The sequence below is a fragment of the Vibrio sp. THAF64 genome, assembly GCF_009363455.1.
Taxonomy (GTDB): domain Bacteria; phylum Pseudomonadota; class Gammaproteobacteria; order Enterobacterales; family Vibrionaceae; genus Vibrio; species Vibrio coralliilyticus.
This window is the reverse complement of record NZ_CP045357.1, coordinates 92,813-107,009: the sequence shown is the minus strand read 5'-3', so window position 1 is coordinate 107,009 and position 14,197 is coordinate 92,813. Positions and strand designations below refer to the sequence as shown.

The window sequence follows — 14,197 nt, the reverse complement described above, 5'->3', positions numbered from 1 at the left end:
GTTCATTATGAATCTGCTTAAGTTTATTTTCATGCTCTCACTCAGCTTTGATGTACTAGCTTCTCAAGCCTATACATTGAAGATTAATAATAACGTTAACGATAAGTTGGTTATTAAAAAAATATCAAGTGACTGCATCACAGGCCTGTCTTTTTCTGGTAAGAAAACAATTGATGCCTATTCCACGGGTACAATTAAATTTGATGATAAAAATGCGTTTTTAACACATTGTGATGGTGGGGAGAAATACCTGAAACTATCACTGGAAAATAAGTTTGAAAAGTCTACTGTTACAATTGATCATTATTTTTCAAATGGTTGGGGTACAAGTGTCAATCTAGAAGCAAAAGATAAAAATAACTTTGCCTCACCCCCAAAGAAAGTTAACTGTGGTTCAAAGAACTGTCTAAACAAATGGATAAAGCAGAATGGTTCGCTAAAAATTACACTTGATATGGCTAACCCAGAAAAAGTAAATAGTTGTAAGTCAGTTATGGATGATAAATATATTGCCGATTTCAAAACTACCGGCTCTGTTAATCAATATTACAACTGTGATACAGCAACCGAACATGGGCGCGTCGATATTATCAACATTCAACCAAACGTTGAGATACACAATTCAACATTGAAGTCTGCTAGTGAAGTGAAACATCCGAGTTACACAAATGTACTTGGGAACCAGAAGGGCTTCAATATGACGACTTTCCACTCTCAACAAATTAGCTGTCAATCAAATAATACAGAGATTAAAAAGGACAAAAATTGGGAGGGTCTTACTAACTGCAAATAATCACGACTCAGTTCAATTCGGTAATACATAAATACAACTTTAAAATGAGGAAACACTATGAAAAAAATGATTTTAGTAGCACATGGTAATGGGGGAGAGGGAACTTTCTCTATTCCCAAAGTTAAAACTATCACACCAGCAGGTAAATCGTTGTCTTTTGCTGATGCGATTAAATATATGAATTCGAGCAATCCATATCCGGAGTATTCTTCAACCAGCTTTTATGAGTTCGGCAAGCTAAGTGATTTAGATTGCAAAGCTTTATTCAGTAAAGTTCCAAGTGGCAAGGGAATCGTTCCTACCGGTAAGTGCAGGGGAAATGATCCTACTCTACCTATTTTCTGCTTACGTGGTGAAGATATTACCGTAGTTCAGTTGGAAGCTTATATTAATAAACATCAATACACTTCTGTTGTACTTTTGGCCTGCCGTAGTTAGCCAACTGGACAGACCATGTTATATGTAATCTAAGAAAAAACCCTCTCTATTTTAATTTGGAGAGGGTTTAATTTTTCGTTGGGATACAATTAAGCCGCTAGCAGAGATACATTGATGACTTTATCCTACGTCCTAAGATTTGTACATGCATCCTCAAACTTATCGGGAACATTAAATCACAGCACTTCTGAGCATCGGTTCGGGTCACAAGGGCACATAAGTTACTTTGTTGTGGCATAGTGAATTTGGCCACCTGATTAGAGGTGTTAGAATGCACCTCGTACACAACAGGTGGAACTATGACAAAGCGTACGAGAAGAACTTTCAGCCTAGAATTCAAACTTGAAGCAGCTAACGCTATAAATGTGAGGAAATCTGCTTTGGACAAGTGGGTAACGCAGCTTAAACTAGAGAGGCAGGGTATTACCCCAAAAGCCGCACCGCTTACTCCAGAACACCCTGTATCGACCAACGGCAAAGCCTTCTTCACGCGGATTCTTTGTCATTTCCCGATTACCATGATTCTGACGACTTTGTTTAAGTTGCAACTTCACTCGACGATTCATGTTCAGCGCTTCTGCAGTTACCACCTCCGCTGGCCATTTTAGCCAGTCGTAATAGGCTGAGCGGCATACTCTCATCGCCTGACACAGTCGAACTACCGGATATCAGGTGACTCAATTTTGATGAAATTAAACTTTACTTCATTTCTTTCACGAGGAGGCCTGTTTTAGGCTCTCTTTTTCTATACGCAACTCTTTAACTTCTTTACGGAGTCGTTTGAACTCATCACGTTCGTCATCGGATAGCTCAGTGCCTTCTAACTGGGCTTCGAGCTTTTACTTCAACTTGTAGAGAACTGTTGTTGTAACACCAACGGTTTCTGCTGCCTGAGCTACGCTATATTCTTGGTCCCTCAATAAGGCTGCCACTTTATCTTTTAATTCCTTGGGGTAACGTTTGTAAGCTCTTTTATTAGTCATGGTTCACCTCATTGATCTGACAGGTATTGTCTCTCAATTCAGTGGCTATTCACCCAATCAATTTCGTTCTCATCGTAGAGCTCACTCGTTAGGCAGCTTAGAGCTTCATTAATGGGTAAAGTCTGCGCATTATTTAGGAGACTTCAAACGTACGTTTTAGTCATAGCTTTTTTCATTTAAAAGTTATTTTTAATCAGTTACATAACACTATCCATACGATTTCGAGAGCCTCTGCCTCTTACCGTACAGTTGCTTTTAATTAGAGAGGGTATGAGATGCTTAGATTTAACTCAATGAAATCTAGCTATTTTATTTTGTGACTACACACAAATATACGCTAGTTTTATGGCTACTAGTTATTTAATTGTTTATGCATTAAATCTTTACGGTGCCTGTATAAATGATAAGTACCAAGACAATAGACTACAGCCATAGACACTTCTGGGCACTTAACAAATGCCGGTACAAAGATAATTTATAAATCAACCTATTTAGCGGCTTGTTGCACAAATTATTCTCATGATGGTTTCTTGCGTTCTAAACACATTTTGGGGCAAAAATGTGTTAGTTGTGAGTTCAAAGGGATGTAGAATCAAGTAGCCAAGCAGGGGCCAAAAATGAGCTAAGGTTCAAAAGAATCGCAGGGGTAGCGCGTTGACTCAGAGGTGATGGCTGGTTAGCCTAGTAGAGCACTGGCAAAATCCAGTGTCGGGATTGAGACCCCGTTTTTGTTGCAGGTGCATAGCCATCAGTGATTTTTTGCTGCATGGTGTGTGGTGTTTCGGCGCATCTGTAAGTCGAGTACGCTTTAATCGAGCGTTACGGACAGTCATTACGGTGAGCTGGGCAGGGCAGCCTCCGGGCTGGCCGGTGCCTGCAAATCGGTAGTCTCAACCTTGCTCAGTTCACCACCCTTTACTGAGACTGAAGCCTCCGGGTGGTGTGGGTTCTTCCACTGGGAGGTTGCTATGCCCCATGCGATACTCGAACACCTTGACCAAGTCTGTCATCAAGCCTTACAACACACATCCACTCAGCCCCGCCAACTGCGCGACATTTCCAACGCCTTTGATACCTTAAAGCACCAAGAAAACACGCCGTGCCCCTGGCTAGAAACCGCCGTGGAGTATGGAGTATTGTCCCGCTGGTTACAAAGGGAGCTGCCGAGCGCCCCCACGAAGCGGTCCCCAGTTCGTGTGGGATTGCTGCACGGTTTGTCGCGCCATGCCTACCAGCTGTGCCTGAGTCGCGATATCGACCGGCGCATCATTCAGCTTCGCCGCCGCAGTGGTGAGAAGGTCGAGTTGGTGGCGGTTGGGCAGGCAGGGCAAATGGCCGATCCGCTCAGTCAGACTTTAGTGCACATTGCCACGCGAGGCGAGAAATGGTTTACATTGTCAAACCATGAACGTCAACAGCTTATTGAGGCGTTAAAGCGAAGCGGGTGAACATCCGCCGGGTAGCCTTGCAAATCCCTGACGTCACAATACGTTAATCAGGTGGAAGCGCAGCAGGTCTTGGCACAGTTTGACAAGCTTTACAGCCAACTCGATGCCCACAACCAAACCGTATCGCAGCCACTTCGCGTGACGACGTCACAAGGATTCACTAAAGAACGGCTCAGTCCGCTCTTTCCCGCGTTTCATGCCCAATACCCAGAAATCCAGATTGACTTGCTGGTGACCAACCAAAAGCTCGATTTGGTGGAGCAGGCGATCGACATTGCCTTTCGCGCCAGTACGCTTGATGACACCGGCTTGTATTACAACCCACTGATGTCGCTCAGTAGCGCCGTCAAGACGATGTTTAAAAGCAAAAGCCCTCGATTAACCTGCCTGATATGGGCGCCAGCGATCAGCCGGATATTCTGGCGGCATCTTATGTTCAGCGAGGAGAGCTGCAAAAACTCGAGGGGGATTCTCAGACAGAACGTTTCCGCTGGCAGTCCTGTACCGCGGTGACGAATACCAACCCGAACGGGTCAGGGTCTCTATCGATTTTGTGGCGCAGCAACTGAGTACGTAAATCCGAGGCTGACGTCAGAGCGACAATCTGATGGTTACTCTTTTTTTTCCACGAACGTATTGAGGTGAAGATCATGCAAGACATCCTCTAAGGTGGCCGATGCAATGTCCGAGTTTGGCTCAACCAACTGCATCTTGTATTGATCGTAGATATCTTGCTTCTCGCGGAAGTAAACAAATCGATAAAAGCCAATCAACCTAAAATAGTTTTCGCAACACGTGGATGGTGAATCGCTAAATGAACTCCATCCGCTCATGTCATCAGTGGAGGGAAAATGCAGGCGCTTGATTTTGGTGGGCACTAATCCATCATCTTCGATGCGATCATAATATCCACCAATTAACTGTAACGAAAATCGCCGACTGTCAGAGGCGCCCCCCAGCCATTGTTCATCAATAGGAGAGGTGCCGGAAAGGCGGATTAGATAGATGTCATTGGGCGCATTTTCAATCATGTTGAACAACTGCATGGAACCTTGCGGGTTTAGAGTCAGAGAAAAGAGACTATTGCCTCCCGCAAATCCCTCTTCTAAAGCGTCCGCCGACACGATTGTGTTGTCGAAATGGATATCAATGACGGGATACCTGACCGGATAAAACACACTGATCATGCGTTCGTAGATGTCGGTGGTTTGTGTTACTAAGCCAGAGATAAACAAAATAATCAAAAGGATCGACGTGGCCTTGTTTCTTTTTAACCACGCTTCAAAGTGAGTAAATGTCATCGGTCTTCCATAAATTTATGCCGTTCAGCGACCAAGAACGCGATATAGGGCAGTGCGTCAGGATTTCTATCGATGTTATCCAGTTTATGACATTCCTAGCATAATGCCATTGCCCTTCCTGCAAGGTGGGCGTGCCTTAGTATGTGTGTCCAAGAAAACATCAGCGCAGGCACAGGTTCTTTACGCTTTTTCCCCGAGCTTTGTCACGGAGTCAGTGAAATCATCGACGGAACATTTTTCGCCCTGTGGATTCACCGGGGCCACACTGTCAGTTTAGGAGAGACGAAGCCATGTTTAACCCTATCGAACAAGTGATGATGAACGCATTGGAAGCCAGTCTGAAGCGCAGTGACTTTGAGAGAGCTGAAGACATGTTGGCGTATCGGTTTCGAGAATTGTCGGCCGCCGTGAACGGCCAGCCATGTGACAAACTGAACTGTAACTTGCTCAGTGTGATCATGGCGTGTGAGTCCGACGTATCAGACAAATTGGCCACGTTTGATGCGCTGTCGGAGTTGAAGCAGTTTGCGCAGAATACGGAACTCAGCATCTCCCAACTGTGGCAGGAAATTGAAAAAAATGAGCTAAAACATCTGCCTATCACTAACGAGTCAAAGCAAGCCATCATCGCGCGTTATTCGATGATTTTGCTGATCCATTGTGCGTCGACCTTTGTCTTTTTGCCCGTCGGTGGCTTGATCACTCAATTGGTGAATACCGCTTTCAATACTCACGGTGCGAGTGCGTTCGCGACGAAAGGGGGGTGGCATAACGACACGAGCCTCCAATGGGGAGACAGCAGTGATTGGATACGAGAATGCTCGGCCGCGTTGACCTTAGATGTGTGGGGAAAGCTTCAAGATTACCTTACGGGTGTGCCCCAAAGTTTAGCCGATTGCTTAAAGGACATTCAGTATGCCCAAAAAAACCAACAAGACCCCAAAAAGGTCAGTCACGCCGTCGAGCAGACGTTAGCAATGAAAACCAAGTGGTATGAACAAAAACTGCACATACAATGGCACATTTTACAGCGCACTTCAGAGTACATCTATAATGAACTTAAGCGCTATCCTTCCCAGTCAGAGATACACCGCACTCATTGGGTTGAGCTGACTAAAACCGTCAAATTTAAAGTCATGGATGGCATCAATACCGCGAACGCCAAAGTGACCAAACATCTGATCACTGATGGGGTGAAGAAGTGGAACCTTAAGCTGCAGGACACAAGGTATCAAGCGAACCAAAAGTTATACGGGGTAAGTTGCCTGCTGACAGGGCAAGACAGTAAAACCCTGCAAGGTTGGTCGAATGGCATGCATAGCGCTGCCAAGACGTTTCTCCAGTCGGAGGGCTTGATCAAGGTCGCTCAGTTGCCTACGTCTCGTGACGCCAGTGTGGACAAGCGTTTAAAGTCGATGACGGATCAATGGATATCCTATAAATACGAGAAAAACAAACAATCCATGAACAAGGCAAAGGATTGGGATAACGCTGTTCGTCACATGTCATACGCCCTCGAGTTATTGGTGGCACATTGTGATCAAGCCACTGCGACGCGCATTATTGCCGCCCTGCGGGGAAAATATAACGAGCCTGGGTTCGAGCAAATGAATAAGATCTCGATGATTTCAGCCTCCAATGAGTGGGCAAATGACGACACCCAGTTTTGCGCGCCAGTGACCCTTTACTGTTCCGATGGAAAGAACATCAACACCAGCTCAGGTTGGGCGGCCTTAGTGACCCTAGGACAGGTAAAACACACGTATGAACAAACCTTGAACCAAGAGTCGAAGGACGAAGTGAAGATGGTACGCTCATTATTGAATGACATTCCTCAGGATCTCAATCGCGTGTTGTTCCGAACAAACAGTGGGGAATTTTGAGACCGCACCTGGCTCGGTTGAGTCACGGGCGGTTATCTGGCGACGACATCATCGTCGCCAGAACTCGATTTACGCTCCCGTTTCCAGCCTTATCGTAGCGGCAAATACACCTCGGTGCGTAAGTCAGCTTCGGCCACGTCGTGGACGAAGTTTAAGTAGCGAAAGAAACACGGGAAGTCTCGCAGGACTTCGCCACTTGCTGGCAACCACTGTTGATACAGCGCATAAACAGTGTCTTCAATGCGGTCGTGACTGCCATGGTGGACGACTACGGCGCATCGTCCGCCTGGGATTTGACCCGCTTTGACCCCATAAGGGTTAGCGGGCACCTCACCTTGGTGTGTGCCAGCAATGTCAAATCGGAACGCATGGGCCGGTGTGTCGTTGGGATCACTGTGGGGAAGGCCAAAGGTGTCACTGGTGCAAAGGGGCGACAAGCCCGAGGCTTTTCGCCATTCAATAAACGCTGCGGCGGTCTCATACACTCGTTGCGGAGGGCCTTGGTGCGAGACGATTGCCACGGGAGTGGTGGGAAAGGTAACGAGATTGACCTGCATACATGGATCTTCTGAAATCGGTGGACGATAATCGTATTTTGAGTGCCAAACGGACCACTCAGGTTGATGTCTAAACTGAGAAGGTGTTTGACCAAAGACGCGAGAAAACGCACGGGAAAACGCTTCGAGACTGTCAAACTGTGCCTCGAAAGCAATCTCGGTGACACTTCGGTCAAGCTCAAACACGAGTCGAAAGGACGCCCGCTTGAGTCTCGCCATGCGTACATACTGCATCGCACTGATCCCCACCCACGACTTGAAAAGGCGGTGAAAATGGTACTTAGAGCAGATCGCAACCGCACTCAATTGGGCAAGTGAGAACTCCGAGTCGAGATGAGTGTCAATGTAGTCACACACACTTTTGATCTGCCGTGCTTGACGAGTCATTGTGGTCATCGTAGAGCCTTCTTTCTTGTAAACAACACCGCCATCATACCCACTTCCAAGGGGCGTTACCTGATTGAAATTGCGCAATGTTATCGCCTCTTAGTGAGTAGGATACTCACCACTTAGCCTCGGTGACAGAAGGTGCCTCAAGGCTTACGCTTCCGATACTGGCCAGTCTGCCCGCCACAACGCGCTATGCTACGGGCTGTTTTCCACCGCATGGAGCCCGTATGAAGACCGACTTTTTGATTGAACCCATCGCCCGACACCAGGTCGAGGAGTGGTTCCGATTAAGCGATGCCCGCTTAGCAGAACGACATGGACAATGGCTGATCGCCGACAGCCAACCCGGCTACCCTTGTCGGATCTCGCTCGAAGAGGCGCAACTCGGAGAGCGTGTGCTGCTCATTCCGTACCTCCACCATGATGTGGCGTCCCCTTATCGGGCGTCGGGGCCCATTTATCTGCGTGAACAGGCCCAAACGGCCACACTGGCCGTTAATGCCATTCCTCCCATTCTGGCCGAGCGACAGCTGTCGGTACGGGCTTACACCCAAGCGGGAATGATGCGTCAGGCCAGCACAACCCAAGGCGCTCCCCTGACTGGGGTCATTCAACAAGCGTTTCACGATCCCAAGGTCGCGTACCTGCAGATCCACAATGCCAATCCAGGCTGTTTCAATTGCACGGTGCGCCGTGTATAAGGCCGCCCTGCCGTCGTCGGTAGGGCAGCGGATCGTCACTGTGCGTCGAACGCGGTGCTGACACCACGCATCGCAATGCCGCGCACCTGCATTGAATCGACCGCCAAGGCGTGACCAATCGCATCGACCGTGCAGCACGCCGGTTCGACAACCGTGGGCTGGTAACGGGCCGCAGCAGGAGAGAGCGCCGTATGCGCCACGCAGTTGTGCGTCATCATGCCCGCCAGAACGATGCGCTCCACCCCCAATGCGTTAAGCTGTGCGTCGAGATCGGTACGCTCAAAACAGTCTGCGTGGCGTTTGATGACAATCGGAGCATCCGGGGCGGCGGCCAAGATCTCAGGGTGGATCGCCGCGCCCGGTGAGTCGTCATAGAAGAACAGTCCTTTGCCTAGCGACGGCGAGACCAAATGTTGAACGTGGATGATCGGGATGCCTTTTTCCTTGGCCTGAGCCATCAGCGATAGGGTTTGAGCGAGGGTGACCTCAGGTTGGTGCAATGGGTAGCGCCCCCCAGCAAAGTAATCATTTTGGACGTCGATAACGATCAAGGCTTGTGATGCCATAGTGTGTTCCTTTTGTTGGTGTGGAAGAGGTGTCCATTGTCAGGGATTGGCAGGTCGGCCACGAGAGTCTTAAATGACACATTAAAAGGCAAATGCGACAACATCACGACCATGACCCCCCTAACGATTGCGATCATTAATTACCCCACCGCAAGTCAGTCGGCCGTGCACGGGTTGGCCGAAGCCATCACGCTCGCTGATGCGTTTTGTCAAACCTATGCAATGCCGATTACCTTTATTCCGCGTGTGCTGACCCTAGAGACATTGGATCCGGGCGAGCCGGCGAACGTGGTGGTACTGCCGCCGTGCCTCAAGGACGATTTCTACACCAGCGACCAACCGGCGCTTCAGGATTACCTCGCACAGATGCAGCAACAGGGAGCGGTACTGGCCTCCGCATGTGTCGGCGCGTTTATTTTGGCCCGAGGTGGCTTTTTGGATCACAAAGGGTGCACCACTCACTGGCGCTTGGCGCCGGCGTTTCGTGCGGCGTTTCCGCTCGTCCACCTTCAAGAGGCGGCGATCATTGTTAATGAAGGCGACGTGATCACCGCCGGCGGACGCATGGCGTGGCTCGATTTGCTATTTGAAATCGTCTCGCAGTTTGCCTCGCCTGCGATAGCGCTGGCTTTGTCTAAGGAAATGGTCATTGATAACGGGTTTCGAGAGCAGCGCTTTTACCACCAATTCATCCCAAAACGCGATCATGGGGATGAACTGGTGCTGAGTGTCCAGCGTGCACTGGACCAGCAGTACGTTAACGCCCCCTCGGTCCGTGAATTGGCAGATCGCCACTTTGTCAGTGCTCGTACTTTGCAGCGACGGTTTATGAAGGCGCTGGCGATGAGCGTGGTGCACTATCTGCAGAAACTGCGTCTGCATCATGCCTGTCAATGGCTGGAGCTCAGCGACAAAGGCGTCAACGATATTGCTTATCGCGTCGGCTATCAGGACGTCAGTGCGTTTCGTAAAGTGTTCATGCGCGAGTACGGTCTGACCCCAACCGAATTTCGTCAGCGATTTCGGCCATCGTCAGGGGGGAATGAGGCATAGCCCGGTTAGGGCTTCACCGATACCATAGGCGGCTTGGAAGGGGGCGGGCGCAGTTGCCGCTCCTTGATGCTAGAGAGGACAAACATCATCAGATAACCCAGCCCCAACGCAGTAATGATGGCCACCACGTTGTCCGTCCAGACCCGCAGCAGATGGAACATCGCCACTAAGGTGACGATCCCCACCACCCGGATCGCCAGGCTGGTTTTGAAATCGCCATGAGCCTTGATGTAGGCGAGCTGATAAGCATTGAGCATCATGAAGATGAAAAACACCGAGAAATGCAGCAGCACCGGCACGGCGCTTAAGTAGGTCTCTGGGTAGAGCGCCCCAATCAGCGGTTGCCCAAACTGCCACACGATCACAAAAAATGCCCCGCTGACGAGCACTGCGAGCTTAAACACCCAGCGGCGTATCGCCTCAATGGCCTGATGGTCGCCGCTTCGCACCTTGACCGCCAGTTCCGGCAACACGAACCGATAGATAGGGAAGACAAACAGCAGGGTCATATAGGTAAAGAGCGGGCGCACCACCACCTGAAAATCGCCCAGTTCATCGACCGTGAAATACCGCACCGTCAGTAGCACCGCGAGGTAGATCATCAGGATGCTGGCGCCGGCTTCCAAAGTGGCGATCACGCTTTTCTTCATGTAACCCACCATCGCGCTGTCCAAGTGCACCGGTTGCAGTGGCAAGGTGGCGATCCGTTGGCGGCGACGCAGGAACATATACAGCGCCGTGCACAGCGACGACAGCGTCAGCGCAGAGAACAAGGCACTCAGCGCCTCCAAGCCTACCAGGTAATACGCCCCAAGAAACACCACAACGTTGAGCGCCGGATCCAGCCAGGTGGTTCGGTTGGTGAGGTCGTACAGCCGATACATCGCCAGCAGGTTAGTAAAATAGAGCTTGAGTCCCAGCGCCACAATGATCCCCACCAGTTGCAGGTAGGGCACGCTGATGCCGAGCGCGTGCTTCATATAGGGGACCACGCCGCCCCAGGTCAGCAGCACTACCGCGATCAACACAAAGCGGAACAGATTGATGATGCCAGATGCATTACGGGTTTGGGAGTAGCTCACCACCATGGAGGAGCGAAACCCGCTCATCAAAATGAGCGACAGCGATATCACATCCACCACGGTATGAAACAGCGCCAAATCGGCTTTGGCCACCCAACTGGCTAACCAGATCTTAAACGTCAGCCCAATGGCGATGCTGACCAAGGTGGCCCCCATCCCGGTAACGAAGGCCTGTTTCAGTGTGTGAATCGAATCGGTGGTCATAAAGGCGTGTGATTCAGGCAAGGAGATATTGAATGGATAATATTGAAAATGCGACGTATTTTCAAATGGGGTGTGCACCGTGCTACAAGACGCTGTCTAGCCTGGCCCAGTTGGACGCGTGACCGTTGGGATTTCTGTGCTAGGATGGGCACACAGGATTTCATCGAAGGAACGGCGTTGCTATGGCCCGCTTAAAACACACTCTGATCCACCATCTCACCCAGCTCAAAACGATGATGACCCGTATGCTGGCCTCGGCGCTGCCGTGCTCGTTAGCGCCTGACATGTTTTTTCTGGAAAAACACGCCAAGGTGGCGGCCAACTTTGCCTTGCGCGGGTATTGCCCGTTGCTCGGTGTGGCGACCGTGTCGTTCTACAACGACAAGGAAGGGAAACAGGCCGTATTGAGTCAGATTGAGGTGACCCTCGCGTATTTGGCAGCCGCGCCCGAGATAGAAGGTTATCAGGACCAGAGGCAGATCACCGACACCGCTGGGCTGATTGACGTGACTCTGTGTGAGTCCGAGTTCATCGAACGGTTCATTTTGCCTAACCTTTTGTTTCATATGGGCATGGTGTACGCGATCGGTAAAACGCAAGGTGTGTCGCTCAGCAAAGGCGACTTCGACGGGTTTCACCACTATCCCCCTGGCTTTTGCTTTAGCCAGGTCAGTCAAGCCTAGGGAGCGCGTCATCATGGAAGCAGAACACATGATATGGATGGGGTGGGTGATGCTGTGGACATTGCCCTATCTGGTGCAATTCGCTGGTGTGTGCATCGGACCGTTCAAGCACATCGCGTTTTTGGATCACCAATTGGCGCGATCGGCGCGCCCCGTTTTGTCGACACCTGACCGGCTGCCCGACCTGCCATACACCTTCTTGACCATTGGCCTTCGATTCCAGTGCTACTGCTTACTGTTTCCCGCTCTGTGCTGGCGAGCGACAACCCGTCGGGGCAGTTTTTGGCTGCTAATGGGGCTCAACTTCGTGTGGATTTGGAGCGTCATCGTCGGGGTCGTTTGGATCGGAGGGCGATAAGACGAGAAATGCCGTTAACTGAGCGCCTGACCCAAGGGGCCAAAATAGGCATGTAACGCCCGATAAATCGTCTGGCGATGTGCGATGTCAGGATACACTGGCCGCACATCTAGGCGCGTGGTTCCCGCCACCAGATAAGCATTGTCAATCTCCGCGCACGACTCGATCGCCGCCTCAAATGCCCGCGCCATCATCTCCGTGGGCGACGAAAAATACCGCTGCGCCAAGGCCTGATCGGCTCGCACACTGCGAGCCACATAATCGTGCTTGTCGAGGGTGTCGCCGCTCAATAAGGTGACCGCAAAGAGCGCCATCAGTCGCTCGTTCAGCGGGTGCGCGATCGGCGTGCAGTCTTCAAGCCAGCAGTCACTGGCAAATCGGGGGCGCAAGCTCGACGGCCCAGACGTGTCGAGGTCAAAGGCTTTATCCGCAATGTAATGATCGAAGGCGTGCCAGAATTCATGCGCCAGCGCGCCCGCTCCGGCATTCTTGGCTAAGGCCAGCTCTCGCCGACGAGGATCGTAATGCGCTTGCACGCCCTGACGTCCCCCGGTGCCAAAAGCGAAGTTGAGCGTGCCGCGCAGGCCCATAGCATGGGGCGGAAGGGCGAGCAGATAGGCTAGATCCGCTAACGAGTCGTAAATCAGGTTGGCCGCGAGCGCTTTTTCTTCTTGTGTCACCCAACGACCCACCCGCAAGTTACCCATGCCAAAGGTGCGTTGGATGTCCTGGAACGTCGCAGGCTCGCCATGCCGGTAGTCCGGACCGCGGCGCGTTTGGTGTTTGAAATGCGTCAGCTTCACTGTAGGGTATCTGGTCGATGTTCCATGAACCGATGATCGGTCGCCTCGTGTCTTAGCAGGGCAGTATACCCTGAACTGGGGGCTTGTCGATGCTCACCTTCGCATGATTTCAAGGACGCCCACATAGCCCCTCAACGCAAAGACGGGGCGCGCTGGGAATGGGGGGAGGCGAGGTTTCTCAGCGGGGAGACATGCGCATCGAACGCAACGTCACGACGTAAAAACCGCGGCTCGTCAGTGCACCGCGGGGCGCGGATCCGATCCATGCGAAAATGGCGAAAGTCGCCACGCTGTGGATCCCAGGCCACCAGATACCACAACGGCGGTAAAATGAGCAGGGCATGCGGCTCCACACAGCGATGCGTGTCTTGGCCTTGCGCATCCACGTAGTCAAAACGCAGCGGACGGCATTGCAAAAACGCCTGCTCAAACGCGGGCAATAAGTCGGGATCTTGCTCGGTGTGTCCGGTGATGTCCACCTCAGGTGCAAGCTGGCCGACAAACAAGCCGGCCAATAAGCGGCGCAAATCGTTCAGTTTGTCGCTTGGCAGGGCGGCTTCGAGTTGAGCCAGCGCGCGGTCCGCGGCTTCGGTAAACGGCAGCCCACCAATTGCTGAGAGGGTGGCGGTGCTGATCACCAGCGCAAACACCGCTTCGACAGACAGCGTTACGGTGGCTCGCATCGAACGCGGATCCAGTTGGATGCCGCCCCCACGCCCAGGTTCCGCATGGATAATCCAACCTTCATCGCGCAGAGCGTTGAGATCTCGCAGCACCGTCCGACGAGATGCCCCTACCGTCTGCGCCAAGGTGGCCAGGGTGGCGGTGCCATTGCGGCGCAGGTGACGCACGATGGCGTCTTGTCGAAGTCGAACGGTCATGGGCAGGCTGATAAAAGGTGACAAATTATGGCACTATTTAGCGATATTGTGTCCCGGACGTCAAGCGGACGTC

General features: G+C 51.1%; 16 protein-coding genes and 1 pseudogene. 10 read left to right on the top strand and 7 right to left on the bottom strand.

Annotation, left to right across the window (positions count from 1 at the left end):
• Positions 1 to 7: 7 nt before the first annotated feature.
• The 3 genes and pseudogenes from FIU99_RS25335 to FIU99_RS25325 form a co-directional block, all read left to right on the top strand.
• A complete protein-coding gene (locus FIU99_RS25335; RefSeq protein WP_152472681.1) occupies positions 8 to 793 on the top strand; it encodes a hypothetical protein in 786 nt (261 codons plus the stop codon).
• A 57-nt stretch (positions 794 to 850) separates the two neighbouring features.
• Complete coding sequence (locus tag FIU99_RS25330) at positions 851 to 1,231, top strand: hypothetical protein (protein ID WP_152472680.1); 381 nt, start codon at positions 851 to 853, stop codon at positions 1,229 to 1,231.
• Between the two features lie 299 nt (positions 1,232 to 1,530).
• Positions 1,531 to 1,686, top strand: a pseudogene (locus FIU99_RS25325) (IS3 family transposase); the annotation flags it as partial.
• A gap of 384 nt (positions 1,687 to 2,070) precedes the next feature.
• On the opposite strand, the gene FIU99_RS27440 reads toward FIU99_RS25325, so the two are convergent.
• Entirely contained in the window at positions 2,071 to 2,214 is a 144-nt protein-coding gene (locus FIU99_RS27440; RefSeq protein WP_154351838.1) for a hypothetical protein, read from the bottom strand.
• A gap of 1,214 nt (positions 2,215 to 3,428) precedes the next feature.
• On the opposite strand from FIU99_RS27440, the gene FIU99_RS27590 reads away from it, so the two are divergent.
• Positions 3,429 to 3,662 carry a hypothetical protein gene (locus FIU99_RS27590; RefSeq protein WP_253899477.1) on the top strand — a complete coding sequence of 78 codons (234 nt, stop codon included), beginning with the start codon at positions 3,429 to 3,431 and terminating at the stop codon, positions 3,660 to 3,662.
• Positions 3,663 to 3,713: 51 nt separating this feature from the next.
• Positions 3,714 to 4,175 (top strand): LysR substrate-binding domain-containing protein, encoded by a 462-nt coding sequence (locus tag FIU99_RS25315; RefSeq protein ID WP_253899476.1) that lies wholly within the window; start codon positions 3,714 to 3,716, stop codon positions 4,173 to 4,175.
• 98 nt (positions 4,176 to 4,273) lie between these two features.
• Here the strand turns inward: FIU99_RS25315 and FIU99_RS25310 are convergent, their stop codons facing one another.
• Positions 4,274 to 4,963, bottom strand: coding sequence for a hypothetical protein (locus FIU99_RS25310; RefSeq protein WP_095664980.1), 690 nt, complete (start codon positions 4,961 to 4,963; stop codon positions 4,274 to 4,276).
• Positions 4,964 to 5,253: 290 nt separating this feature from the next.
• On the opposite strand from FIU99_RS25310, the gene FIU99_RS25305 reads away from it, so the two are divergent.
• Entirely contained in the window at positions 5,254 to 6,846 is a 1,593-nt protein-coding gene (locus FIU99_RS25305; protein ID WP_152472678.1) for a hypothetical protein, read from the top strand.
• An 89-nt stretch (positions 6,847 to 6,935) separates the two neighbouring features.
• Here the strand turns inward: FIU99_RS25305 and FIU99_RS25300 are convergent, their stop codons facing one another.
• Positions 6,936 to 7,799 carry a GyrI-like domain-containing protein gene (locus FIU99_RS25300; RefSeq protein WP_095665036.1) on the bottom strand — a complete coding sequence of 288 codons (864 nt, stop codon included), beginning with the start codon at positions 7,797 to 7,799 and terminating at the stop codon, positions 6,936 to 6,938.
• Positions 7,800 to 8,020: 221 nt separating this feature from the next.
• Between FIU99_RS25300 and FIU99_RS25295 the strand changes: the two genes are divergently transcribed.
• Positions 8,021 to 8,494, top strand: a complete 474-nt coding sequence (locus tag FIU99_RS25295; RefSeq protein ID WP_152472677.1) for a DUF1203 domain-containing protein — start codon at positions 8,021 to 8,023, stop codon at positions 8,492 to 8,494.
• Between the two features lie 35 nt (positions 8,495 to 8,529).
• Here the strand turns inward: FIU99_RS25295 and FIU99_RS25290 are convergent, their stop codons facing one another.
• Positions 8,530 to 9,060 carry a cysteine hydrolase family protein gene (locus FIU99_RS25290; RefSeq protein WP_152472676.1) on the bottom strand — a complete coding sequence of 177 codons (531 nt, stop codon included), beginning with the start codon at positions 9,058 to 9,060 and terminating at the stop codon, positions 8,530 to 8,532.
• A gap of 36 nt (positions 9,061 to 9,096) precedes the next feature.
• Here FIU99_RS25290 and FIU99_RS25285 point away from each other — a divergent pair, with 36 nt between their 5' ends.
• Positions 9,097 to 10,113, top strand: a complete 1,017-nt coding sequence (locus FIU99_RS25285; protein WP_253899475.1) for a GlxA family transcriptional regulator — start codon at positions 9,097 to 9,099, stop codon at positions 10,111 to 10,113.
• A 5-nt stretch (positions 10,114 to 10,118) separates the two neighbouring features.
• Here the strand turns inward: FIU99_RS25285 and FIU99_RS25280 are convergent, their stop codons facing one another.
• Entirely contained in the window at positions 10,119 to 11,399 is a 1,281-nt protein-coding gene (locus tag FIU99_RS25280) for a lipopolysaccharide biosynthesis protein (protein WP_152472912.1), read from the bottom strand.
• A 182-nt stretch (positions 11,400 to 11,581) separates the two neighbouring features.
• Between FIU99_RS25280 and FIU99_RS25275 the strand changes: the two genes are divergently transcribed.
• Together FIU99_RS25275 and FIU99_RS27435 are read left to right on the top strand one after the other, a co-directional pair.
• Positions 11,582 to 12,082 (top strand): DUF1993 family protein, encoded by a 501-nt coding sequence (locus tag FIU99_RS25275; RefSeq protein WP_152472675.1) that lies wholly within the window; start codon positions 11,582 to 11,584, stop codon positions 12,080 to 12,082.
• A 13-nt stretch (positions 12,083 to 12,095) separates the two neighbouring features.
• Positions 12,096 to 12,440, top strand: a complete 345-nt coding sequence (locus tag FIU99_RS27435) for a hypothetical protein (protein ID WP_172974094.1) — start codon at positions 12,096 to 12,098, stop codon at positions 12,438 to 12,440.
• 14 nt (positions 12,441 to 12,454) lie between these two features.
• Here FIU99_RS27435 and FIU99_RS25270 read toward each other — a convergent pair whose 3' ends face one another.
• Positions 12,455 to 13,243, bottom strand: coding sequence for a CLCA_X family protein (locus FIU99_RS25270; RefSeq protein ID WP_152472674.1), 789 nt, complete (start codon positions 13,241 to 13,243; stop codon positions 12,455 to 12,457).
• 131 nt (positions 13,244 to 13,374) lie between these two features.
• Positions 13,375 to 14,124, bottom strand: coding sequence for a YafY family protein (locus tag FIU99_RS25265; RefSeq protein ID WP_152472910.1), 750 nt, complete (start codon positions 14,122 to 14,124; stop codon positions 13,375 to 13,377).
• Positions 14,125 to 14,197: the final 73 nt, after the last annotated feature.